The organism is Mesorhizobium sp. BH1-1-5 (assembly GCF_020165615.1).
Classification (GTDB): domain Bacteria; phylum Pseudomonadota; class Alphaproteobacteria; order Rhizobiales; family Rhizobiaceae; genus Mesorhizobium.
Map to the genome: position 1 here is coordinate 210,312 of NZ_JAIUIM010000004.1, position 24,167 is coordinate 234,478.

Here is a 24,167-nt window from a genome sequence, read left to right on the forward strand (position 1 = left end):
CTCCCGTCCAAGCGCGCCGTCTTCAACAGCGGCGGCCCCGTTTCGAGGGGCCGCCCGTTCAGGGATTTGGTCTACTTGTACTTGATCTGGCCGTTGCTCGGACCCCAGAAGTCCTTCCAGTTGTAGGAAGGAACGGAATCGAGATATTTGGCCTTGAAGTCCGCCGCGTCCTTTTTTGAGATGAGGATCGTCGGGCCGTAGAATTCACGGTGCTCCTTCGGCTCCTCCGAGGGTTTGAAGGCGCCCGTCGCCGCGTAATACGCAAGCGCCGCCGTGATGCCGCCGCCCCAGTGCGGATTGGTGAAGACGGTCGCCAGAAGCTTGCCGTCCATGACGAGCTTCACGGCCTCCGGATTGCCGTCATAAGCGACGATCGGCATATTCTCGATGCCTTCCGCGCGCAGGGCTTCGATGACGCCATAGGCGATATTGTCGTTCGCACAGTGAACGCCGGTGATCTTGTCGCCGAACCGGGTCAGGAAGGAGGCCATCAGCTCCGTGCCCTTGGTCGTGTCCCAATCGGCGGGCTGGGCATCGAGAAGCTCGATGTTGGGGAAGTCCTTCAGCGCGTTCTTCAGGCCGTTCAGACGTTCGATCGCCGGATTGTTGGCGGCAATGCCGCCCAAATGCACGACGCCGCCCTTGCCACCCATGGCATCGAACAGGATACGCGCCGTCTGCTCTGCCGGCTTCTCGTCCGACCAGGTCATGTGCGAGACGTAATTGTCGCCAATGTCCCACGGGTGCAGGTCGTCGGTCTTGTTCCAGATCGTGGAAATGTAGGCGCCGGCATCCCGTACCGCTTCGACCACGGGACGGGCGTTCGGGCTGTCGTTGGCGTCGCAAGCGATCGCGCACTTGCCGCCGGTCTTGGCCAGGAACGCCTTGATGTCGGCCAGCGACTTTTCGGAAGATCCCTCGTTGATCAGCGAGATGAGGGAATCCTTGGACTTGCCGAGGGATTCCACGAACGTCTCCCCGCCCGACACGACCGAGTTCCAGTAAGCTGAAGCGCGGTCGCGATAGGACCAGGCGATCGCCGGATCTGTGATCGCCGCGCGGGCGCCGCCGCCGAAAGCGAAGGGGGCCGCCATGGCTCCCATGCCGGCAGCCGTGGCGAGAAGAAAATTGCGCCGGTTGATGGTCTCGCGCTCTATGTAATCCTTGATGAAAGTCGACATGCTACCTCCCATTTGGCAACGACCCGCAGGGGCGGGCCACCTATTGAGCAACTCGAGAAGCCTAGCCGTCCAAACCCGCCCTCTGGTCGCTTAATGCACCATCTAGTTACTTCTTGAACATGCAAGAGTCAAGCGGCGGCGCAGCGCGCGGCCTGTTGACTTCTTGGACAATTGAAATGACTTTCAGCGTATGACCGATCGTCGCCTGCACGCTGGAACTGGAATCAAGGGAGCGGCCAAAGTGGACGCCACGTCCGACAAATCAAGCAATGTCGCCAAGAAGAAGCGCCTTCGGGATGCCGAAGCGACCAAGCTTCGCATTCTGGAAGCAGCAAAGAGCGATTTCGCCAAGAATGGCCTTGGGGGTGCGCGCGTCGACGTCATCGCCGCGAAGGCCAAGGCCAACAAGCGTATGATTTATCACTATTTCGGCAGCAAGGATAACCTTTTCCAGACCGTCGTTGAAAATGCCTATCTCGACATTCGGACGGCTGAGCTGAAGCTCCATCTCGACGATTTGGAACCCAAGGAGGCTCTTGAGCGCCTCGTCCAGTTCACGTGGCAATATTACCTGAGGAATCCTGAGTTTATCACCTTGGTCAATAGTGAGAACCTTCACAGAGCAAAGCATGTGAAGAAGTCTGAATTGATAAAGACGGCGAGCCGAAAATTCGTTGCAATGGTCTCGAGTATACTTGATAGAGGCGTAATAAGTGGGGATTTCCGTGCCGGTATCGATCCTGTGCAGCTGAATATTACGATTGCCGCGATCGGTTACTATTACATCACAAACCGCTTTACGGGTTCAATTATTTTTGAGCGGGATCTGATGGACAAGGATGCTCTCAACGAGCGCCTGGAGTTCAATATCGACACCATTATCAGGCTTGTAAGTGCCTGACCTTTTTGTGGAGTTCGGGCACGTGCTGCGGGCCACGCCGTTGTGGATCTCGCCCGTCCACCCTGGGCTGAATGCGCTGGTTTCAACCCAAGGACGACCTCCACAGTTCCGCGACCGGATGTCAGCTGGTGCTCACGCCGGCTTATCGTCGGGGTGGCCAAGCTCGCAGAACCAGCCGCCGAGATATTTCACCGACGGTTTCTTCGAATCGGGAACAGGGGTCTTCGCCTCGACGGCGGCGCGGAACGGCTCGGCGCTGTCCTGCGGGATAAATCCCAGGTGGTCCGCACCGCTGTTGTCGACCATCTTCAGCTTGTTGTCGGAGATGCCGAAGGAGATGGTGTGGCCGACGCGCGGCGCGGTAAGCGATGCCTCGACCAGCCGTACGCAATCGGCGAAGGAGAGATACGACCACAGCATGCGGCGGTCGGCCGGTTCGGGGAAGGACGAGAAGATGCGCAGGCACACGGTCTCGATGCCGAACTTGTCCCAATAGAGCCGGCTCAAGCTTTCGACGAAATTCTTCGACACGCCATAGAGGCTGTCGGGGCGTACCGGCGCGTCGACGCCGATATGCGCCTCGATCTCGTGATAGCCGATGGCATGCACCGACGAGGCGTAGATGACGCGCTTGACGCCGTGTTTCCGTGCGCCTTCATAGATGTGGTAGGAGCCGCGGATGCTGGAATCGAGGATCGTCTGCCATTCGCATTCGAGCGGCGCGCCGCCGAAATGCACGATCGCGTCGCAATCCTTGGTCGCCGCGATCGTGGCGTTCATGTCGGCGAGATCGAACACCGCTTCCTCCTCGTGCGGCGCAAGATCGCCGAACGGTTCGCGGCCCGCCAGGCGGATCGTCTTAGCCAGCGGCGCCAGGCCCTTGCGCAACACTGAGCCGAGGCGGCCGGCAGCGCCGGTGATCAGGATACGTTCGTAATGCGGCATCACTTACTCCACTTGCGCGACAGCGGCGTTGATCCGCGCGATCGCTTCGGTCAGCACCTCATCGCCGGTCGCGGTCGAGATGCGGAAATAGGGTGACAGTCCATAGGCGACGCCCGGCACCGACGCCACCCGGCCTTCGTTGAGAAGATAGTTCGACACGGCTGCGTCGTCAGCCAGCACGGCGCCCTTGGGCGTCTTGCGGCCGATCAGGCTGGCGCAGCCGATATAAGCATAGAAGGCGCCCTCCGGCGGCGACAGCGTCAGGCCGTTGATCTTGCGGATGCCGTCGACGACCAGATCGCGGCGCCGCTCGAAAGCCTGGCGGAAGCGCGCGACCTCGTCCTGCGGGCCGTTGAGCGCTGCGACCGTCGCGGCCTGCGCGATCGAGCAGACAGACGTGCAGGACTGGCTTTGGATTGTCGACATCGCCTTGAGAAGCGGCGCCGCCCCGGCCGCATAGCCGACGCGCCAGCCGGTCATGGCATAGGATTTCGAGACGCCGTTGACGATCAGCGTGCGGTCCTTGAGCTCGGGGCAGGCCTTGCCGAAGGAGATGAATTCGCGCCCGTCGAAAAGGATGTGCTCGTATATCTCGTCGGAGAGGATGAGCACCTGTGGATGCTTCGCCAGCACCGCGCCGAGCGCCTTGAGGTCGGACTGAGAATAGACCGCACCGGAGGGATTGCCGGGCATGTTGAGGAAAAGCCACTTTGTCCTTGGCGTGATTACCTTTTCCAGCAGCGCCGGCGTCAGCCGGAAGCCGGCGGTCTGCGGGCACTCGACGACAACCGGCGTGCCGCCGAGCAGCTTCACCATTTCGGGATAGGAGACGAAGTAGGGCGCAGGCAGGATCGCCTCATCGCCGGTCTCCAATGTCGCCATCAGCGCGTTGAAGATGATCTGCTTGGCGCCGTTGGCGACGACGATGTCGTCGGCAGTGTAGTCCAGCCCGTTCTCGCGCCGGAATTTTCCAGCGATGGCTTCGCGCACTTCGGCGGTCCCGGCAGCGGCCGTGTAGAGCGTCTGGCCAGCCTTCGCCGCAAAATGGGCGGCCTCGACGATGTGATGCGGCGTCGGAAAATCGGGCTCGCCCAGGCCGAGGTCGATCACGTCGACGCCCTTGGCGCGCAGCGCCTTCGCGGCCTGCGAAGCGGCCATCGACGCGGAGGGCTTCACCGCCGAGAGGCGCGAGGCAACATAGCTCATCAGTCGTTCTCCGTGATGTAACCCTTGGACCGGTCATTGGCTCGCGCGGCCGCATTGCGTTTGGCCGGATCGCCATAGCCGCCGCCGCCCGGCAGCTCGAGGATCAGCCGGCGCCCCGCCGGCACATGCTGCCAGCCCTTAGGGCGCATCCTGGTGCCGTCGTCGAGGTTGACGATGCCGGCAACGCCCGGCTTGCCGCCCTCGCGGCCGTGGGCCGGATGATTGACGCGGTCGAACATGGCCGAGAAGTCGAACTCGTGGCCGTCGGTCGCGGCGATCTCGATGATCTGTCCCAGGCCACCGCGGAATTCGCCGTCGCCGCCGGAATTGGGTCGCAGCTCCTTGCGCCAGATGACGATCGGACCGGTATGCTCGGTCGCCTCGATCGGCATGGTGTGCACGCCGGACGGAAAAGCCGTCGCCGACAGGCCGTCGAGTTCGGGGCGGGCGCCCATGCCGCCGGAGTTGAACATCAGCACCTCGGCGCGACGGCCGGACGCGCCGGCGACGGGCCGCGCCGAAATATGGATGTTCCAGAGCGCGCCGGCGCCTTCGGCGAGGATCTTTCCTGGCAACGCCTTGGAGAAGGCGCCGAGCACCAGATCGGGAACCATGTGGCCGAAGATATGGCGAAGCGCTACCGGCGCCGGCCGCACGGCATTCAGGATGTTGATGGGCGACGAGACGGTGAAGAAGGCGAGCGAGGCGGCGTTGTTTGGGATGTCGGGCGCCACCATGCATTTCAGTGCATAGCAGGCATAGGCCTTGCTGTAGATGATCGGGCAGTTGATGCCCCAGCGGCTCATCGGATCGGTGCCGGTGAAATCGACTTCGACATGGTCGTCGCGGACAGAGACCGTCGCCGCGAGCTTGATCGGCTCGTCATAGCCGTCGGTCACCAGCTCGTTCGACCAGCTTCCCTTCGGCAGCGCCTTGATGCGTTCGAGCATGGCGTCCCGGGTGCGCGAGAAGATGAAGTCGCCGAGACCGTCGAGCGAGGTGAGGCCGATCTCCCTCATCATGTCGACGAGGCGCCGGTGACCGACCTCGTTGCAGGCGGCCAGAGAATAGAAATCGCCGACCACCTGGTTGGGTTCGCGGACATTGGCGCGCAGGATGCGGACGAGGTCGAGATTGACCTTGCCCTTTTCCGCGAACTTCATGATCGGGATCTGGATGCCTTCCTCATAGACCGACTTGCCGTCGGCGCCGAAGCCGCGCCCGCCGACATCGACGACATGCGCCGTGCAGGCGAAGAAGGCAACGAGCTCGCCATTGAGGAAGGACGGCGAGACCATGGTGATGTCGTGCAGATGGCCGGTGCCGAGCCAGGGATCGTTGGTGACATAGGTGTCGCCCTCGAACATCTCGTCGCGGGGGATCGCGTTCATGAAATGCAGCACGGCCTCGGCCATGGTGTTGACGTGGCCCGGCGTGCCGGTGACTGCCTGCGCCAGCATCTGGCCGCGCGGATCGAACACGCCGGCCGACAGGTCGCCGGATTCGCGCACGGAGGTCGAGAAAGCGGTGCGCAGCAAGGTTAGCGCCTGCTCCTCGACCACCGAGATCAACCGATTCCACATGACCTGCATGCGAATTTCGCCAATATCGCTCATGCCTGGCTGCCTTTGCGGATCAGGAGTATCGCGCCGTCGCTCTGGATGACGGCGTCGAAGCTGGTGGTGACGACGGTAGAAGTCTCGCGCTCGACGATGACGGCAGGGCCCGCGACGCGGTCGCCGGCGCAAAGCGTGTCGCGCTCGACAATGCCGTAGGTCTGCGGCGCGCCGGTCGCCGGATCGAACACCGCGCGGGTGGTGGCCGGTTGGCTGGTCTTCTTGCCCGTGGTCAGCTCGTGCCGCGTGACGGCAGGACGAACATCCGTCGCCTTCACCGACCAGGTCACGATCTCGATCTCCAGTCCGTCGAGGCCTTCGATGGCGCGGCCGAAGAAGCGCTGGTAGTTCGCCTCGAAGAGGTTCTTGAGCTTGGCCACCGCATCGTCGCCGAACGATTCGTCCGCCAGCGATACGGGGATCTCCCAGCCCTGGCCGGCATAGCGCATGAAGGCGGTGATCTCGCAGACGATTTTTCCGCTGGCGCCGGTGCGTACAAACCCCTCGGCGGAGGCTTTGAGGTCGGCGAGCAGGGCATTCACTTCCGTTGACTTGAAGCGGGACAGGCGCGTTAGCTTCGAGGCAAGCGCCTCATAGCCGAATGGCGCCTTGAGGAAGCCGATCGCCGATCCAACGCCGGCCCCGCGCGGCACGATGCACTGGTCGATGCCGAGCTTTTCGCAAAGCCTTGCGGCGTGGAGGGGCGCCGCGCCACCGAAGGCGATCATCAGATTGTCGGAGATGTTCTTGCCATTCTCGACGGCGTGGACGCGGGCGGCATTGGCCATGTTCTCGTCCACCACCTCGCAGATGCCGAAGGCGGTCGAAATTGCATTCAGCGACAGGCGCTCGCCGACATCGCGCAAGATGGCCTGCTCGGACGCGGCCGTGTCGAGCTTGATCGCGCCGCCGGCGAAATTGTCGGGGTCGAGCTTGCCGAGAACGAGGTCAGCGTCCGTGATCGCCGGGCGCTTGCCGCCGCGGCCGTAGCATGCTGGGCCGGGTTCCGAGCCGGCGCTTTCCGGTCCGGTCTGGATGCGGCCCATGGCGTCGACCCAGGCGATCGAGCCGCCGCCGGCGCCGATCTCGATCATCTCGATCACCGGAATGGAGATCGGCATGCCCGAGCCCTTGGAAAAGCGGTAGGTACGCGCCACCTCGAAGGTCCGCGCCGTGCGCGGCGCATAGTCCTCGATCAGGCAGATTTTTGCGGTGGTTCCGCCCATGTCGTAGGAGACGACTTTCTCCATGCCGAAGCGCCGGGCGATGTCGGCGGCGAAGATGGCGCCTCCCGCAGGGCCGGATTCCACCAACCGTACCGGAAATTCCGAAGCAGTTTCGACTGAGATCAGGCCCCCGCCGGAATGGATCATGAAGACCGGGCAGTCGGCGCCCATGTCCTTCAGGCGGATTTGCAGGCGGGCGAGGTAGTCGGCCATCTGCGGGCGCACATAGGCGTTGGCGCAGACCGTGTTGAAGCGCTCGAACTCGCGCATCTGCGGCGAGACCTCGGCGCTGATCGAAATCGGGATGGTGAGTTTTCGCGAGAGGATTTCGCGCGCGCGACGCTCGTGGTCGGGATTGGCGTAGGCGTGGATGAATCCTATCGCTACCGAGCCGAAATTGCCGGCCGCGATCCGATCGGCGATCTCCTCCAGCGCAGCCTCGTCGAGCGGCTGCAATTCCTGGCCTTCGGCGCCGATGCGGCCCCTGACGGTGAAGCGGTCCTCGCGCGGGATCAGCGGCATCGGCAGCTGCAGGTTCAGATCATACTGCTCGAAGCGGTTCTCCGTCCGCATCTCGATCACGTCGCGAAAACCTTCCGTCGTGACCAGCGCGGTCCTGGCCCCGCGCCGCTCGATCAGCGCGTTGGTTGCGAGCGTCGTGCCATGGATGATGATGCCGATCTCGGCTGCCGAAATGCCGGCGTCGCGGATGACGACGTCGATGCCGTCGAGGATCGCCTGCTCGGGCGCCGCATAATTGGTCAGCACCTTGGTCGAAAACATCGTTCCCCTGACATCGAGGGCGATGTCGGTGAAGGTGCCGCCGATGTCCGCGCCGAGACGGATGTCGTCTGATCTGGAGGTCATGCCTTGGCCTTCTGCGAAGCAAGCGCGGCGTCGCGCATCTGGGAAAGGGTCTGCCGGGGCGTGAGCGCTTCGGGCGAGATGGCGATGTCGAGGACGGCGCCGGTCGCGGACCGCAACGCACGCCCGAACGCCGCCGCGAAATCCCCGGTGGTTTCGACGCGCTCAGCGTGAAAACCATAGGCCTTTGCCAGTGCCACGAAGTCCGGATTTTCCAGCGAGGTTCCGGAAACGCGGGCCGGATAGTTGCGTTCCTGGTGCGCGCGGATCGTGCCATAAATGCCGTTGTTGATGATCAGCACGATCGGCTGGGCGTCGGCCTGCCTGGCGGTACCGAGCTCCTGGCAATTCATCTGGAAGTCGCCGTCGCCGGCAAAGCAGACGACCGTGCGGCTTGGATAGGCGACCTTCGCTGCAACTGCCGCCGGCAGGCCGTAGCCCATGGCGCCGGATTGCGGCGCGAGCAGCCGCGCTTGGCGTCCGAACTTGAAGAACTTGTTCGGCCACACCGTGAAATTGCCGGCGCCGTTGGTTAGGATGACATCGGCCGGCAAGGTCTCGCGCAGCCAGGCGCTGACCGCCACCATGTCGACGGGACCGGGCTGGACCGGCGCCGCGAATGTGCCCTCATAGGCCTTGCGCGCCGTCGCGCGCCAGTTGGCCCAGTCACCCTTTACCGGCGTCAGCGCCTTGGCGAAAGCGTTCGGGCCGGCGTGGATGCCAATCGCGGGCACGTAGATCTTGCCGATCTCGCGGTCGGAACCGTGGACATGGATCAGCTTCTGGCGCGGCACCGGAACGGAGAGCAGCGTGTAGCCGTCCGTCGTCATCTCGCCGAAGCGGACATTGACGGCCAGGATCATATCCGCATCGCGGATCAGCGTCTTGACGTGCGCCACCATGCCGACGCCGGCTTCGCCGACGAACACCGGCGAATGGTTATCGAACTGGTCCTGGTAGCGGAAGGCGGCGACGACCGGGATGTCGGAAGCCTCGGCGAAGGCCTGGAGCGCGAAGCGTCCGTCCGCGGTCCAGTTGGTCCCGCCCATCAGCAGCACCGGCCTCTCGGCCGCAGCCAGCATCTCAAGCGCCGACGCAACGGCATCCTGCGACGGAGCGGCTTCGAAAATCGAAGCAGGGCCGCTGAGCGGCGCGGCTTCGGTCGCGGTGGTCAGCATGTCTTCCGGCAGCGCGACGACGACGGGGCCGGGCCTTCCGGTCAGGGCGGTGGTCCAGGCCCGCGCCACGATCTCCGGGAGGCGCTCGACGTCGTCGATCTCGACCGCCCATTTTGCGACGGTCCCGTAGACCGCCCGGTAGTCGATCTCCTGGAAAGCTTCGCGGCCCTTCATGTCGGTGCCGACCTGGCCGACGAAAAGGATCATCGGCGAGGAGTCCTGCATCGCCGTGTGCACGCCTATGCTGGCATTGGTCACGCCCGGGCCGCGCGTCACGAAACAGATGCCGGGCGATCCCGTCAGCTTGCCATAGGCGGAGGCCATGAACGACGCGCCGCCTTCGTTGCGGCAGAGCACATAGTCCAACTTGCCATGGGTATCGTGCAGGGCGTCGAGAACGGCGAGATAGCTCTCACCGGGAACGCCGAAGCTCTTGGTCGCGCCCAAGGCGATCAGGCACTCGACAAGAAGGCGACCGCCATTGCGGACCATGCTTCGACATCCTCTTAGCTGGCGGCAAGCGGACCGAGCCTGCCCTCGCAACTATACCTGCACCGCGGTGGGCCGGCGCGAAATCAAGAAATGCGATCCATACGAAAGTTTTTCTTTGCTAGTGCGTTGACGCAATTCCGAACGGAAGGTTACGGCGAAGGCACCGAACCGGATCGCTCACACTTTTCCTGGAATTGCTCTATGGAACCCGCACCAAAACACCAGGGTTCATCGTGGCTTGCGGATCGAATGCGCGCTTGAGCCGCGCCATGAGGATCCGCTCGGTCGAGCTGCGATTGCGGTCGGCCATGGCGATCTTGGCGCGGCCGAGCCCATGCTCGGCAGCGAAGCTGCCGCCCATGTCGGTGGCTAAAGCGGCCAGCGCCTCGGCGAATGCTGCCGCCTTGCCGTCGAAATCGGCGCGGCCTTCCGGCGGCGACAGATTGTAGTGGATGTTGCCGTCGCCGAGATGGCCGAACGGATTGATCCGCACGCCCGCAAGAATGTCGTTGCATAGCTTCGCGCCCGCCTCGATGAAGCGCGCGATCGCGCCCGGCGGCACGGAGATGTCGTGCTTGAGCTGCTCGCCCTCCAGCCGCTGGCCCTCCGGCTGCTCCTCGCGCAGGCGCCAGAACTGCGCCCGCTGCGCACCCGAATTGGCCAGCGCGCCATCAACGACGAGGCCTTGCTCCATGCCCCATTCCAGCGCCGAAGCCAGGATGTCGTCGAGAGGGACGCGCGTCGAGCCCGACGCCATCTCGACGAGCAGATAGACGTCGCCTCTTGTCTCCAGCTGATAGGCGAGGTCCGGCAGATGCTTGAGCGCGAGCGTCAGGCCGACATCCGAAAAGAATTCGAGGCCGGCCAGGAATTCTCCGGCCTCGCCACGCAGGAAGGCGCCGAAGGACACGGCGGCGCTGAAATCGGACATGACGAGAAGCGCGCTCGCCTGCTGCTTCGGCGTGGGATAAAGCCTGAGCACCGCGCGCGTCACGATGCCGAGCGTGCCTTCCGAACCGCAGAACAGCTTGCGCAGCTGGTAGCCGGCATTGTCCTTCTGCACGGCGCGAAGTCCGTCCCACACCGTGCCATCCGGCATCAGGACCTCGAGGCCGAGCACCAGGTCCTGCATCATGCCGAAGCGAAACGCCTGGCTGCCGCCGGCATTTGTACCGATCAGGCCGCCGATCCTGGCGCTGCCTTCGGCGCCGAGATGCATCGGAAACATCAGGCCATGCGGTTCCAGCGCCTCATGCAACCCGGCCAGCACGACGCCGGCATCGACGAGGATCGACCCGCTCTCCAGATCCGGTTCGCCGATCGCCGTCATGCGCGAAAGCGAGACGATCACCGCGTTCGCCTGATCGGCGACGGCGCCGCCGCACAGACCGGTGTTCCCGCCTTGCGGGATCACCACCGCGCCTGCCTCCCTGCATATGTTTACGACTGCCGCCACCTCCGCGGTGCTGGCGGGCCTGGCAACGCCAAGAGGCGCCACGCCATAGCGGTTGAGCCAATCGCGGCGGTAGGGGTCGGCATCGCTACCCGAAAGCCAGCCTTTCGGCCCGAGGACTGCCTGCAATGCGCTAACGAGATCAACCATCTGGGTACCTGAGATGTGGGATGAGCCGCGTATAGACAGTAAGACCGTCCGGCTCAATGACCCAGGACCTGCGACAGGAATTGTCGCGTGCGTTCGTTGCGGCAAGAGGTGAAGAACTCTTCCGGCGGCGCCTCCTCGACGATCTCGCCGCCGTCCATGAAGACCACCCGGTCGGCGACACGCCGCGCAAAGCCCATTTCATGCGTGACGCAGATCATCGTCATGCCGTCGGCGGCGAGCGTCACCATCACGTCCAGCACCTCCGATATCATTTCCGGATCGAGCGCCGAGGTCGGCTCGTCGAAAAGCATGATCTGCGGCTGCATGCAAAGCGCCCGCGCGATCGCCACGCGTTGCTGCTGGCCGCCGGAGAGCTGGCCGGGAAACTTCATCGCCTGCTCGGGGATGCGGACCTTCTCGAGATAGCGCCGGGCGGTCGCCTCCGCTTCCGCGCGCGGCAGCTTGCGCACGATCATCGGCGCGATCATGCAGTTGTCCAGCACCGTCATATGCGGGAACAGGTTGAAGTGCTGGAACACCATGCCGACTTCGCGCCTGATCCCGTCGATGTTGGCGACATCGTCGTCGAGTTCGGTGCCGAGCACGGTAATGCGGCCGCCATTGTGCTCTTCAAGCCGGTTGATGCAGCGGATCATGGTGGACTTGCCGGAGCCGGAAGGACCGCAGACGACGATCCTTTCGCCTCGCTCCACGGACAGGTTCACCTTCCGCAATGCATGGAATGTCCCGTAATATTTGTCGAGGTTTTCGATGCGGACCGCCGGTCCTGAGACTTTGCTCGAGTTCATATGCCGCCTCCTTACCGTTCGCCGACCGACATGCGGCGCTCGAGGAAGGCGCCGTAGCGAGACAGGCTGAAGACGAAGACGAAGTAGATGAAGGCGATGAAGGCATAGACCTCGACATAGGCGAAGCGCCATTCGCCGGTGCCGTAGGCGGCGTTGCCGGAGGCCAGGATCTCGAAGAAGCCGACGATGACCACAAGCGAGGTCTCCTTGAACGAGATGACGAACTGATTGATCGTCGCCGGCAGCGCGTTGCGCATCGCCTGCGGCAACAGGATGCGGCCGATGCGCTGCCAGTAGCTCATGCCGAGCGCCATGGCGGCTTCTTCCTGTCCCGCCGGTACGCCTTGCATGCCGCCGCGCACGATCTCGGCCTGATAGGCCGAGAAGAAGAGTGCCGATCCCAGGATCACCCGGTAGAGCTTGTCGCCCACCAGCCATTGCGGCAGCGCGAAGGGCAGGACGATGGCGAAGGTGAACAGGATCGAGATCAGCGGCAGCGAACGGACCCCGTCGATGATGAGGGCGGTGGTCCGCGATATCCAGGGAAGCTCCGAGCGGCGCAGCAGAGCCAGGCAGATCGCCAGCGGAAAGCCGATCAGGCAGGTGGTGACGAAGATGAAGAGGGTGAGCGCCAGGCCGCCCCAGGCTTCCTCGCCGACTTGGGGCAGCCCAAGCACGCCGCCCTTCATCAGCACATAATAGAGGGCCGTGCCTGCTCCCCAGACGAGCGCGATGCGGCGTCCGGTCCAGAAGGCCGGGAGGCAGCTCAGCACGGTCATCACAACGACGGTGACGCAGGCCAGCGCCGAGCGCCATTGCTCATCGAAGGGGTAGAGGCCGAACAGGATGATGCGCCACCTTGCCGCGATAACCGACCAGCAGGCGCCGGCCGCGGCCTGGCAGGCCTCGGGTCCGCCGCTCGTCGTGAAGACGGCCGAGAAGACCGCCCAGTTGAGCAGCTTCCAGGCAATGAAAGCCATGACCGCCAGCGAGATCAGCGACAGCAGGGCCTGAAGCGGCGTCGCGAAGAAGCGGCGCTTCAGATCTTCGATCTTCCCCGGGGCAGGGGGCGCGACAACGACCATCTCCATGCCTCACCCCCTCAGTTGATTGCCCTTCAGGGCAATGGCTTTGTTGATGCGGTTGAAGATCGCGGCGAGGCTGAGATTGATGGCGAGGAAGCCCGCCATCAGGATGCCGATCACTTCCAGCGTCTGGCCGGAATGGTTGATGGTCAGCGCCACGATCATGAAGAAGTCGGTGAAGCCGACGGCGATGCCCATGGTCGTCGCCTTCATCAGCCAGACATACTGGTTGGCGAGGATCGGCAGCATGGCGCGCAGCGCCAGCGGCAGCCGCACCAGCGTGAACACGCGCCACGGGCTCAAGCCCAGCGATAGCGCCGCCTCCATCTGGCCCTTGCCGACGGCCTTGAAGCCGCCGCGCACGATCTCGGCGATGTAGGAGCCGCCATAGATGGCAATGGCGATAGCGAGGGCGGAAAACTCCGGCGGAATGCGCAGGCCGCCCTGCAGGTTGAGGCCTCGCAAGGTGGGGAAGTCGAGCATCGGCCCGTCCGGCAGGCGACCGAGCGCCAGGATGACGGCAGCGGTGGCCAGCGCCGTCGCCGCCGCGGCCAGTTGAATGCCGAGCCGCTCGCCGAATGGTTGGCTCAGGCGCGAGGTCCGGCCGAGCCAGAGCGGGAGCGCGATTGCCGAGATCACGGCAAGTATCGCCGCCGCAAAGGCGATGCCGCCGACATTCGGAACCGGCACGTAAAGGCCGCGGCTGGTCAGCAGCATGCCCCATGCCTCATGCGCTGCGCGCGGCGTCGGCAAATGCGTGATGATGGCGTACCAGAAGAAGACCTGGAGGATCAGCGGGATGTTGCGGAAGATATCGACATAGGTACGGCCGAGCAGCCGCGCCAGTTCGTTAGACGAGGTCCGCGCCAGGCCGACGATCGTTCCGACCAGCGTCGCCAGCATCAACCCGACGGTGCCGAGGAACAGCGTGTTGATGATGCCGATAAGGAAGAACCACCAATAGGGATCGTTGGCCGTGGCAGGCAATAGCGAGAAGTTCACGTCCCAGCCGGTCGACTTGTAGAGAAAGTCGAAACCGGAGGTGATCCCCTGCTCGGCCAGATTTCGCCGCGCGATCACGACGCCGGCGAGCACCAGCGCCGCGAGCAAGCCGACATAGAGGACCTGCAACAGCGCGTTGCGGACCTTCTGATTTCTCAGCAGGCTGACCATCGACCGATCTTTCTCGAATAGCTGCCGGCTCCGTCCGACCGAAGCCGGACGGAGCCCGAGCGGGACAGGTTCAGACTAGGATCAGTCGATCACCAGCGGGAACAGGACACCGCCATTGTTCCACAAATTGGTCAGCTCGCGATCCATCTTGTAGGGCGAATCCTTGCCGAGATCGCGCTCGAAGATCTCGCCGTAATTGCCGACCTTCTTGATGACGTTGTAGGCCCAGTCGTCGGAGAGCCCCAGGCCCTTGCCCATGCCGGGCGTGACGCCGAGGAACTTCGCCACCTGCGGCGAGGTCGGCTTGGCCTTGATCTCGTCGACATTCTTGGAGGTGATGCCTTCCTGCTCGGCGAAGATCAGGGTGCTCAGCGTCCAGTTGGCGATGTCGACCCAGTTGTCGTCGCCCTGGCGCATGATCATCACTTCAGGCTCGACCGCGAGCACGTCGGGCAGGATCACATGGTCCTCGACCTTGCTCTTGGCGATGCGGGCGATGGCCAGCGTCGGACCCCACTGCGCATAGAGATCGCAGCGCCCGGAGAAATAGGCCTGTTCGAGCTCTTCGGTCTTTTCGATCAGCACCGGCTCGAGCTTGATGCCGAGCTTCTGTGCGTAGGCGGCGACCTGCTGTTCCTGCGAAGTGCCGGCGGGAATGCAGATCGTGCCGCCATTGGCGTCCTTGAGCGACTTCAGGTTGAGCTCCTTATGCGCCATCACCTTGGTGGTTCCGAGGTAATAGGACATGGAGAATTGCAGGCCGAGCTCGGTGTCGCGGCTGAGCGTGCCGCCCGAGGCCTTGATGATGATGTCGACATCGCCCGACTGCAGCGAGGGCCAGCGCTGCGCCCAGCTGATCGGCACGATCTTGAGCTTCGCCGGATCGCCGAACACGGCGGTCGCCACCGCCTTGCAAAGGTCGATGTCCATGCCCTTCCAGTTGCCCTTGTCGTCCACCTCGGCAAAGCCGAGATAGGAGCCGTCATGGCCGGTGCAGTTGAGCATGCCGCGCGCCTTGACGGCTTCGAGCGTCTTGCCGCCGGCAGCTTCCGCGGGTGCTGCCAGATGCACGAGGCCCAGGGCCATGGCAGCGGCCCCCCATTTGATCATTTTCATTTTGATTGTCTCCACTGTTGAGGTTGTTCCGTTTCTTGTTGTTGGAGCCCCACAAGTGCTTTTTCGGGACCCGGTCTCGAGACCGCTTCTCAGTCGGAAAGCGGGGTCGGTTTCGGCAAGGAGAGCTTGAGGTCGCTCCGCCAATCCTCCTGCGCCAGCCATCGATGGAGCGCGGCCACCGCCTTCACGCGTAGATGCCCGCGCGGGACGACGAGGTAGAAGCCGGGGACTTCCTCCGGCTTCATGTCGGCGATGGCGTCGCGGCCGATCGGCGCGACCAGCGCGCCGGAGCGGAAATCCTCCTCGGCGTCGATGACGGAGACGAGGCCGACGCCGATGCCTTGCAGGGTTGCACGGCGCATGGTCGCCGCGTCGTCGAAGCTGATGCTGCGGTCGCCGTCGGTCAGTTCCACGCCGAGGTGCCGCAATATGTCAGGCCACAGGCGCTTCGACTTGACCGTGTCGAGCAGCGTAAACTTCGTCAGATCACGCGCCGATTTGATCTTCTCGCCGATCGCTGGCGTGCAGCAGATGATTTTCGGGTCAGGCACCAGCAGCGTGACCTCGTAGTCGGGCCAGTTGCCGTAACCCCACTGCACAGTCATATCGATGTCGTCGCGGCCGAAATCGGGCAGGTCGACCATCGTGGTCAGGCGCAGGTCGGCACCAGGCAGCATCTCTCGGAACAGCGACAGCCTCGGCAGCAGGTAATGCGTGGCGAAATACGGGCTCGCATTGAGGTTGATGCGGTCGCGGTAGTTCGACTTGGTGACGCGGCGCACGCCTTCGGAAAACTCGTCGAAGCCCGCCTTGACGTAGTGCGAGAGCAGGATCGCCGACTCGGTCAGCTCGATCGACCGGCCCTTGCGCTCGAACAGTGTCACCTGAAGCGTGTCTTCGAGAAGCTTGATCTGCTGCCCGACTGCCTGCGGCGTGACCAGGAGCTCGTCGGCCGCCTGCCGGAAGCTCTTGTGTTGCGCCACGGCATGGAAGACGCGAAGCGCATTCAGCGAAGGAAGGCGAAGCTTGCCGGTCATGGTAAATTCCGCCTCCTTTCGTTCGAGACTCCGTTGCTCATTCAGTGCCGAAGCTCAGCAGTCGCCGGCTGCCGAATTGATTCTAAGCGTAGATGTAACCACCTGAAACGATTACGTTTTCACCGGTCATGTAGGTGTTCTTCGGGCCACCCGTCATCAGCACCCATTCGGCGATCTCGGTGGGCTCGGCGCCGCGGCCGAGCGGGCTTGCCTTGGCCAGTTCCTCGAGGAAGCCGAGGGCCTTGGCCTTCTCGGTGGCCATGCCGGCCGGCGCGACGGAATTGACTAGGATACCGTCCTTGGCGACGTAGTGCGCGAAGGACCGCGTCAGGCTCACGACGGCGGCCTTGGTGGCCGCATAATGGGCGTTCTGCGGATGCGCCTTGAAGGCGTCGACGGAAGTGAGATTCACGATCCGCCCGCGCACATGATCCTTAGGCTCCTGCGCCTGCATATGGCGGACCGCCGCCACCATCATATGGTAGGTGCCCTTGATGTTGATGCCGTTGGAGGCGTCCCAGTCCGCGTCGGTGATTTCGAGCAGCGGCCGGCGCGGATAGATGGCGGCGCAATTGATCAGCGTGTCGACGCGCCCAAGCTTGGCCACGATGGCATCGAAGGCGGTGTGGCACTGCGGACCGATCTGGATGTCGCACGTGGCCGCCGCTATCGGCAGGCCCTTGGCCTTCGCCGGCCCAAGCGAGCTCTCCGCCGCTTGCTGGTTGATGTCGATGATGCCGATCTTTGCCGCCCCGGCCTCGACAGCCATCTGGGCCAAGAGCGCGCCGAGGCCGGCGCCGCCACCAACGATCAGAACGGAGAGATCCTTCATTGCAGTTTTCCCTACTTGGTGCCGCTCGGCGAGGTCGGCCAGGTCGGCATGATGTCGAAACGGGTAACGTCGGCCCATGCCGGCAGCGCGAGCACGGCGACGACCATCCTGGCCACGTCATCGGGCTGCACCACCTTGCTGGCGTACATGGCGGCGCGCGCCTTGGCGTCGAGGATGTCCTGGTAGAGCTGCGTCTCGACGCGGCCGGCGACGATCTCGGTGACGCGCACGCCGAAGGGGGAAAGGTCGGCGCGCAGCGCGCCGGCAAAGCCGGAGATCCCCGCCTTGGTGGCCGAATAGACGGCGATGTTGGAGAATGCGGCGTGGGCCGCGACCGAGCTGGTGAACAGGATATGCCCGGACTGCCGCTCGCGCATCTGCGGCACGACGAGGCGGGTGAGCAGGATCGCGGCGCTGAGGTTCACCTCCAGCGTCGCGTCGATGTCTGCGATCTTCATGTCGGCGAAATTGCCGAGCGGCGGCATGATGCCGGCATTGTTGATCAGCACATCGATGGTGAGATCCGCCAGCACCGATTCCAGCGCCTCGCGGTCGGTGACGTCGACGGAGATCGGTACGATGCCCGGACGTTCGGCCTGCAATTCCCTGAGCGCGGCCTGACTGCGGCCGACCGCGTAGACGTCATAGCCGGCATCACTCAAGGCGATCGCCATGGCCCGGCCTATGCCGCTCGTCGCTCCGGTGATGAAGGCTGTCGTCACTTGGGCTTTCCCATTGCGGCTTCCCCATTTGCCTAGGTTTCAGTGTGCGGCGCGGGCCGGCGCCGCGAAACCAAGAAAACCAGCAAAAAGGAAAGATAAACTTTCGAAAGCCTGTTCGGCGGCTGGAATATTCCAACGTGTCCGTCCGACGGCGAAAGCCTCTGGCCCAAGGAAAACAGTGGTTTCAGCGCGCCGAAATGATTTTCCGGCCGCAACCTGAGAAAAAACATGGCTTTCGCAAACGGCCGGCAGGGCGCGCATCGATGACGGCGGACCAGATCGAAACCGGCGAAATTATCCGGCCGTCGGCAGGGGCTTTCTCAGGTCCTTGAAAAGCGAGGCCGCGGCGGCTTTCTGCTCCGCTTCGGTTGCCTCGATGCCCGAGGCTTTCGCCAGCGCGCGCACGCGTCCCAGGCTGTTCTGCAGATGCTTGCGCATCGCTTGGCGGGCCTTGGCTCCGTCCTGCCTTTCGATGGCGTCGACGATGGCTTTGTGCTCGCTGTGGATGCGCGCGTAGTAGCTGTCCTTGAGCGCGGGCTCGACGACATAGCCGAGCTGGAAGCGCGGCACGATCATCGGCCCGAGATAGGCGAGGAAGCCGTGGATGAACTCGTTGCGCGCGGCCTTGGCGATCGCGAGGTGGAAATCATAGTCGTAGTGGATCTGGACGGCGGCGGGGTCCGGGTGCCGGGCATCGATCTCATCCATCATGGATCGGATTTCGCTGACTTCCCTGTCGTTCCGCCGTTCCGCGCAGAGCCCGGCGGATTCCACTTCGACGCTCAATCTGAGCTCGAGCAGGGCGATGGTTTCCGGCAATGTCCTGAGCGCCTCGTCGGGAATCGAAAAATTGCGCGGCGCAGGCGTTTCGCTGACGAACATGCCGCGCCCCTGCTGCGGCACGACCATGCCCTCGGAGCGCAGCCGGGCCACCGCCTCGCGCACGACGGTGCGGCTGACGTCGTATTCGGCGCAAAGCTCCGCCTCTGTCGGCAGTTGCGCGCCGGGAAGCAGCGATCCAGAGCGTATCTTTTCGGACAGACTCTCCGCCACGACGGTGGAAAGCGGCTTGCGCTTCGTCATTCAGGCTCTTCCGTCCAAGTTGAGATTCGCGATGATGCCCGAACCAACAAGACCATTCAAACCGCCGCGGTGACGATCAGCTCGACCAGCATGCCGGGCTTGGCCATGCGGCCTTCGCCGGAGGAGCGCGCCGGCGCATGCTCCTTCGGCATCCAGGCGTCCCAGACCGTGTTGACCTCGTCGAAGTCCCTGATGTCGTCCAGCCACATCTGGACGTGGAGGATGCGCGTCTTGTCCGTGCCTGCCTTGGCGAGCAGCGCGTCGATCTTGCTGAGCACCTCGCGCATCTGGTCGGCCGCGGACTGGCCGGGTTTTGCGACCTGGCCGGTCAAATAGAGCGTGCCGTTGTGGATGACGCCGTGATGGATGCGGGTGTCGAAGTCGAAGCGCTGGATATCGCCCACTGGTTTTCCTTTGTCAGATTGCCGGCGTCTGCCGGATGGGGTTGCCTTGCAGGTACTGCGCGTAAGGCGCCTGGACGAGCCAGCCGGCGTCGACCGGCAAGGTCACGCCGGTTATCGACGCGGCGCGGTCGGAGCAGAGGAACAGGGCCGCCTCGGCGACATCGCGCGGCTCGACGAAGCGGCGCAGCGCCGTCGTGGCCTGGATGGCTTCCGGGTTGCGCTCGCCCTTTGCGATCTTCACCTTCAGTCCGTCCGACAGCGTATAGCCCGGTGCCACGGCATTCACGCGAACGCCATGCGGGCCGAGCTCGGCGGCCAGCATCTGGGTGAGCGCCAGAACCGCGTGCTTTCCTGGCGTGTAAGCCGGCAACGACAGCGGCGCGAAAGAGGCAAGCGAGCCGACATTGAGGATCGCGCCGCGCCCGGCGGCCGACATCAGCCGGCCGAACACCTGGCAGCCAAGCAACGTGCCGCGATAGTTGATGCGCCACATCCGCTCGTCTTCGGCGAGGTCCTGGTCGAGCACGTGCTTGCCGCTCTGCAGGATGCCGGCGCAGTTGACCACGACATGTGGCGTGCCGAAGGCGTCGCCGACAGCCCGCGCCAGCGCTTCGACCGAGGCGGGATCGCCGACATCGGTCTGGGCAAACAGCGCGCGTGGCGCGCCCGCATTCTCGCAGGCGCCGGCCGCTTCCTCGCCCCGCACTGCATCACGGCCGGCGACCACCACCTGATAGCCGTCCTCGGCGAAGCGTTCGGCCATTGCGCGGCCGATGCCGGACGTGCCGCCGATGACGACGGCGGTCATTGCATCAGCCATTGCGGCGATCCTTCCGATCGATGTCGAAGAATTCGGCCATGGCCTCGACCTGGAAATCCATCATCGGGCGACCGGGCTGGATGCGGCAGCCGATCTCTTTCGCCGCTTTGAGCAGGGCCGTCTCGGCCGGCTCCATGATGATGTCGACCACGGTCATCTCCGGCGTCAGCTTGCTCACATCCATCGGCAGCGGGTCGCCGGCTTTCAGCCCGGACGGCGTGGCGTTGATCGCCATATCCATGCCGGACGGATCGGGCTCGCCAACCTCGATGCGGCAATTGGGGAACGACTTGTTGACCAGCGAAGCGAGCTTTTGCGCGCGGTCCTTGTCGACATCGGTCAGGCGGATCTCGGCCGCGCCTTCCTCGGCGAGGCAATAGGTCAGCGAAGAGCCCGCGCCGCCGGCGCCGACCTGGAGTATGCGCTTGCCGGAAATCTGATGTCCCCCGGCCTTCAGGCCATCGATAAAGCCGACGCCGTCGAAATTGTCGGCGTACCAGCTGCCGTCCGCCTGCCGACGCACCGAGTTGGCGCTTTGCACGCGAGCGGCACGGTCATGGGCGGCAGCGCATTTGTGGTAGACCGGGACCTTGTAGGGCACCGAGATGATCACGCCCCGGATATTCTCCGCCGCCGTGATGCCGGCCCAGAACGTGTCGAAATCTTCCGGACGGCAGCTCAGCGGCACCATCAGGCTGTCGAGCCCCTTCTGCTCGAAGATCTCGTTGAAGATGCCAGGGCTTTTGGCATGACCCACGGGATGGGCCAGCATGACGTAGATGTCGGCCTTGCCGGTTCCGCGCATCGGTTATTCCTTTCCGTTTGACAGTTCGTGATCACTCAGAATTTCGAGGGCCCGCACGAGCGACGAATGGTCGGCTTCCGAGCCACCCGCCCGGGCCGAGCAGGCATTCATCAACTGCTGCGCCGTTGCCGTGCCCGGCAAGGCAACGCCGAGCGCGCGTGCGCTTTCGAGCGCCAGATTGAGATCCTTCTGGTGCAGCCGGACGCGAAAACCTGGCGCGAAGCTGCGGGCGATCATGCGCTCGCCATGCACGTCGAGCACGCGCGAGGAGGCAAAGCCACCCATCAGCGCGCTGCGCACCTTCGCCGGGTCGCAGCCCGCTTTGCTCGCAAAAACAAGCGCTTCGGCAACGGCCTCGATGTTGAGCGCGACGATGATCTGGTTGGCGATCTTGCAGGTCTGACCGGCGCCGTTCTTTTCGCCGATCAGCGTGATGTTCTTGCCGAGCTTCTCGAAGATCGGCAGCGCCCGCTCGAACTCGGCGACCGGTCCGCCGACCATGATGGTGAGGCTGGCCGCCTTGGCGCCGACCTCGCCGCCGGAGACCGGCGCATCGAGATAGCCTGCGCCTGCCTGCCTTATCTTCGCGGCAAAGCCGGCCGTGGCAATCGGGCTGATCGAGCTCATGTCGGTGACCAGCTTGCCGGCCGAAATTCCGTCCAGCACGCCGTTCTGCCCGAGCAGGACGCGCTCGACGTCGGGTGTGTCGGGAAGCATAGTGATGACGATTTCAGAAAGCTGCGCCACCTCGGCCGGAGAGGCGACGACCGATGCTTTCAGATCTTTCGGAAGAGGCGCGCGATTGAGGACGGTGACGATCCCATGTCCGGCATCGGCGAGATGCCGCGCCATCGGTGCACCCATGACGCCAAGCCCGATGAAGCCGATTTTCATTAAGCAACTCCCAATGTGGTGTCACAGCGCCTTGCAGCTCAAGCGTGGCGTATGATATAGGACATCATACAAATTTCAATGCATCTTCTTTACGGCTGGAGACCGATCGCAAAATGCAGGAGCGCGTCAATTCGCTGAAGGCGGCCGTACAGGCCGGCCGGGCTCATATCGGCATCTGGTGCTCACTGGCCTCGGCGCTCACCACCGAGATCGTGGCGGGCTCCGGGGCGGGCTGGCTGCTGATCGACGGCGAGCACAGCCCGAACGATCTGCGCAGCATCATGGCGCAGCTGCAGGTCGCGGCGGCGTTTGCCTGCGAGGCGGTCGTCCGCTTGCCATCCGACGATCCCAATCTGATGAAACAGGCGCTGGATGTCGGGGCCCGCAGCCTGATGATCCCGAATGTGCGCACGGCGGAGCAGGCGCGCGCGATCGTCGCTGCCATGACCTATGCGCCGGGCGGCTTCCGCGGTTTCTCGGTCGGTCACCGCGCCAACGCTTTCGGCCGCATCGCCGGCTATCATGCAAAAGCGCGTGAGCAGCAGCTGCTTGCCGTGCAGATCGAAGACGAGGCCGGCGTCGCCAATGCCACCGAGATCGCCGCGGTCGAGGGGGTCGATGTCCTGTTTGTCGGGCCGGGCGACCTGTCCACGAATATGGGCGCGATGGGCAATCCCGGCGCCAAGCATGTGCAGGAGGCGATATCGTCCGTGCGCAAGGCCGCTGCCTCGGCAGGCAAGGCCAGCGGCATCCTGGCTCCCGTGAAGGCCGACGCGGACCGCTATCTCGCCGACGGCTTCACCATGGTGGCCGTTGGGTCGGACCTCGGCCTGCTGGCGCGAGGTTCTGATGCCCTGATCGCCTCGTTCAACCAGTAGAGCGGAGAACAGAAGTGGCTATCCCTCCTTACAAGTCCCCTTCGCGCGGCGCCTATGACATCGTCATCGTCGGCGGCGCCGTCGTCGGCTCATCGACGGCCTATTGGCTGAGCCAGGCGCTGGGCAGCGGCGCCTCGATCCTCGTGGTCGAACGCGACTCGAGCTACGAATTCTCCTCGACGGCGCTTTCCACCAGCGCCATCCGCCAGCAATATTCCAACCCGATCAATGTGAAGATCAGCCAGTTCGGCATCGAGATCATCCGCGGCTTCCAGGAGCGGATGGCGCCTTTCTACACGGACGAGCCGGCGCCCGATCTCGGCTTCAAGGAACATGGGTATCTCTATTGCTGCTCGCCGGAAGGCGTGGACGCGGCGCGCGAAAGGGTCGAGCTGCAGCGCAGCCTTGGCGCGCACACCGTCTTTCTTGAACCAGGCGCCTTGAAGGAGCGTTTTCCGTGGCTGAATGTCGACGATCTCGGCGGCGGCTCGTGGGGTTCGCGCGAGGAGGGCTGGTTCGATTCCATGGGCATGCTGAACGGCTTCCGCCGCGCGGCGCGCGGCAGCGGGGTCGAGTATATCGACAACGCAGTGACGGCGCTGGACATCGTTGACGGGCGGGTCGTCTCGGTGCGGCTCGCGACAGGCGAGACGGTCGCTTGCGGAACGCTGGTCAACGCAGCGGGTCCGCGAGCGCAGCAGGTCGCCGCCATGGCTGGGCTGTCAATCCCGGTCGCGCCCTACAAGCGCTACAGCTTCGTCTTTGCCAGCGCCAATCCGATCCCCGGCCGCATGCCCAACGTCATCGACCTTTCCGGCACCTTCGTGCGGCCGGAAGGCGAGCTTTTCCTCACCGGCAACACGCCGCAGGGCGACGGACCGGCCGACTACGACGACTTCGAGATGCATTTCGAGGAGTTCGACGACTATATCTGGCCGGCGCTATGGCATCGGATCCCGGCCTTCGACGCGCTGAAGGTGCAGACCAGCTGGACCGGCCACTACGAATACAACATGCTCGACCACAACGGCATCGTCGGCTTCCACCCCGAGGTGAAAAACTTCATGTTCGCCAACGGCTTCTCGGGCCACGGCCTGCAGCAGTCGCCTGCGGTTGGCCGGGCGGTCTCGGAGCTGATCATTCACGGCGCTTTCCAGACGCTCGACCTGTCGCCCTTCTGCTATGAACGCATTGCGCGCAACGAACCGTTTCTCGAGGAAGCGGTGATCTAGAACCTTGAAGACCACCGGGACCAAGCAAGAAATCGAGCTTCGCTACCAACTGTCCAAAGACTTCG

22 protein-coding genes are annotated in these 24,167 nt (G+C 64.0%); 3 read left to right on the top strand and 19 right to left on the bottom strand.

Annotated elements, in window-relative coordinates:
- Positions 1 to 71 precede the first annotated feature (71 nt).
- Entirely contained in the window at positions 72 to 1,181 is a 1,110-nt protein-coding gene (locus LB572_RS07340; protein ID WP_140803226.1) for a sugar ABC transporter substrate-binding protein, read from the bottom strand.
- Positions 1,182 to 1,371: 190 nt separating this feature from the next.
- On the opposite strand from LB572_RS07340, the gene LB572_RS07345 reads away from it, so the two are divergent.
- Positions 1,372 to 2,082: a TetR/AcrR family transcriptional regulator gene (locus LB572_RS07345; RefSeq protein ID WP_140803225.1), complete on the top strand. Its 711-nt coding sequence runs from the start codon at positions 1,372 to 1,374 to the stop codon at positions 2,080 to 2,082.
- A gap of 132 nt (positions 2,083 to 2,214) precedes the next feature.
- Here the strand turns inward: LB572_RS07345 and LB572_RS07350 are convergent, their stop codons facing one another.
- From LB572_RS07350 to LB572_RS07435, 18 genes are all read right to left on the bottom strand, one after another.
- Entirely contained in the window at positions 2,215 to 3,027 is an 813-nt protein-coding gene (locus tag LB572_RS07350) for an NAD-dependent epimerase/dehydratase family protein (protein WP_224667250.1), read from the bottom strand.
- 3 nt (positions 3,028 to 3,030) lie between these two features.
- Complete coding sequence (locus tag LB572_RS07355; protein ID WP_224667251.1) at positions 3,031 to 4,233, bottom strand: pyridoxal phosphate-dependent aminotransferase; 1,203 nt, start codon at positions 4,231 to 4,233, stop codon at positions 3,031 to 3,033.
- Positions 4,233 to 5,849, bottom strand: coding sequence for a hydantoinase B/oxoprolinase family protein (locus tag LB572_RS07360; protein WP_140803222.1), 1,617 nt, complete (start codon positions 5,847 to 5,849; stop codon positions 4,233 to 4,235). Before LB572_RS07360 ends, LB572_RS07355 begins: the two co-directional genes overlap by 1 nt.
- The gene (locus LB572_RS07365) at positions 5,846 to 7,942 is read right to left on the bottom strand and encodes a hydantoinase/oxoprolinase family protein (RefSeq protein ID WP_224667252.1); all 2,097 of its coding nucleotides are present in this window, start codon (positions 7,940 to 7,942) and stop codon (positions 5,846 to 5,848) included. The genes LB572_RS07360 and LB572_RS07365 overlap by 4 nt, the downstream gene beginning before the upstream one ends.
- Positions 7,939 to 9,609, bottom strand: coding sequence for a thiamine pyrophosphate-binding protein (locus LB572_RS07370; RefSeq protein WP_224667253.1), 1,671 nt, complete (start codon positions 9,607 to 9,609; stop codon positions 7,939 to 7,941). The genes LB572_RS07365 and LB572_RS07370 overlap by 4 nt, the downstream gene beginning before the upstream one ends.
- Positions 9,610 to 9,808: 199 nt before the next feature.
- Positions 9,809 to 11,212 (bottom strand): FAD-binding oxidoreductase, encoded by a 1,404-nt coding sequence (locus LB572_RS07375; RefSeq protein WP_224667254.1) that lies wholly within the window; start codon positions 11,210 to 11,212, stop codon positions 9,809 to 9,811.
- 53 nt (positions 11,213 to 11,265) lie between these two features.
- On the bottom strand, positions 11,266 to 12,021 hold the full coding sequence (locus LB572_RS07380; RefSeq protein ID WP_140803218.1) for an amino acid ABC transporter ATP-binding protein: 756 nt from the start codon (positions 12,019 to 12,021) through the stop codon (positions 11,266 to 11,268).
- Positions 12,022 to 12,032: 11 nt separating this feature from the next.
- On the bottom strand, positions 12,033 to 13,112 hold the full coding sequence (locus LB572_RS07385) for an amino acid ABC transporter permease (protein ID WP_140803217.1): 1,080 nt from the start codon (positions 13,110 to 13,112) through the stop codon (positions 12,033 to 12,035).
- A 3-nt stretch (positions 13,113 to 13,115) separates the two neighbouring features.
- Entirely contained in the window at positions 13,116 to 14,279 is a 1,164-nt protein-coding gene (locus tag LB572_RS07390) for an ABC transporter permease subunit (RefSeq protein ID WP_140803216.1), read from the bottom strand.
- Positions 14,280 to 14,360: 81 nt separating this feature from the next.
- Positions 14,361 to 15,395, bottom strand: a complete 1,035-nt coding sequence (locus LB572_RS07395; protein WP_224667255.1) for an amino acid ABC transporter substrate-binding protein — start codon at positions 15,393 to 15,395, stop codon at positions 14,361 to 14,363.
- Between the two features lie 89 nt (positions 15,396 to 15,484).
- The gene (locus LB572_RS07400; RefSeq protein WP_140803214.1) at positions 15,485 to 16,432 is read right to left on the bottom strand and encodes a LysR substrate-binding domain-containing protein; all 948 of its coding nucleotides are present in this window, start codon (positions 16,430 to 16,432) and stop codon (positions 15,485 to 15,487) included.
- A gap of 82 nt (positions 16,433 to 16,514) precedes the next feature.
- Positions 16,515 to 17,264, bottom strand: a complete 750-nt coding sequence (locus tag LB572_RS07405) for an SDR family NAD(P)-dependent oxidoreductase (protein ID WP_224667256.1) — start codon at positions 17,262 to 17,264, stop codon at positions 16,515 to 16,517.
- An 11-nt stretch (positions 17,265 to 17,275) separates the two neighbouring features.
- Positions 17,276 to 17,986: an SDR family oxidoreductase gene (locus LB572_RS07410; protein ID WP_224667257.1), complete on the bottom strand. Its 711-nt coding sequence runs from the start codon at positions 17,984 to 17,986 to the stop codon at positions 17,276 to 17,278.
- A 294-nt stretch (positions 17,987 to 18,280) separates the two neighbouring features.
- Positions 18,281 to 19,069: a FadR/GntR family transcriptional regulator gene (locus LB572_RS07415; protein WP_140803211.1), complete on the bottom strand. Its 789-nt coding sequence runs from the start codon at positions 19,067 to 19,069 to the stop codon at positions 18,281 to 18,283.
- 56 nt (positions 19,070 to 19,125) lie between these two features.
- Entirely contained in the window at positions 19,126 to 19,473 is a 348-nt protein-coding gene (locus tag LB572_RS07420) for a RidA family protein (protein ID WP_140803210.1), read from the bottom strand.
- Between the two features lie 13 nt (positions 19,474 to 19,486).
- Positions 19,487 to 20,293, bottom strand: coding sequence for an SDR family NAD(P)-dependent oxidoreductase (locus tag LB572_RS07425; RefSeq protein ID WP_224667258.1), 807 nt, complete (start codon positions 20,291 to 20,293; stop codon positions 19,487 to 19,489).
- Positions 20,286 to 21,098 (bottom strand): shikimate dehydrogenase family protein, encoded by an 813-nt coding sequence (locus tag LB572_RS07430; RefSeq protein ID WP_140803208.1) that lies wholly within the window; start codon positions 21,096 to 21,098, stop codon positions 20,286 to 20,288. The genes LB572_RS07425 and LB572_RS07430 overlap by 8 nt, the downstream gene beginning before the upstream one ends.
- Positions 21,099 to 21,101: 3 nt before the next feature.
- A complete protein-coding gene (locus LB572_RS07435) occupies positions 21,102 to 21,992 on the bottom strand; it encodes a 2-hydroxy-3-oxopropionate reductase (RefSeq protein WP_140803207.1) in 891 nt (296 codons plus the stop codon).
- 113 nt (positions 21,993 to 22,105) lie between these two features.
- On the opposite strand from LB572_RS07435, the gene LB572_RS07440 reads away from it, so the two are divergent.
- Together LB572_RS07440 and LB572_RS07445 are read left to right on the top strand one after the other, a co-directional pair.
- Entirely contained in the window at positions 22,106 to 22,870 is a 765-nt protein-coding gene (locus LB572_RS07440) for an HpcH/HpaI aldolase family protein (RefSeq protein WP_224667259.1), read from the top strand.
- Between the two features lie 14 nt (positions 22,871 to 22,884).
- Entirely contained in the window at positions 22,885 to 24,102 is a 1,218-nt protein-coding gene (locus LB572_RS07445; RefSeq protein ID WP_224667260.1) for an NAD(P)/FAD-dependent oxidoreductase, read from the top strand.
- Positions 24,103 to 24,167 lie beyond the last annotated feature (65 nt).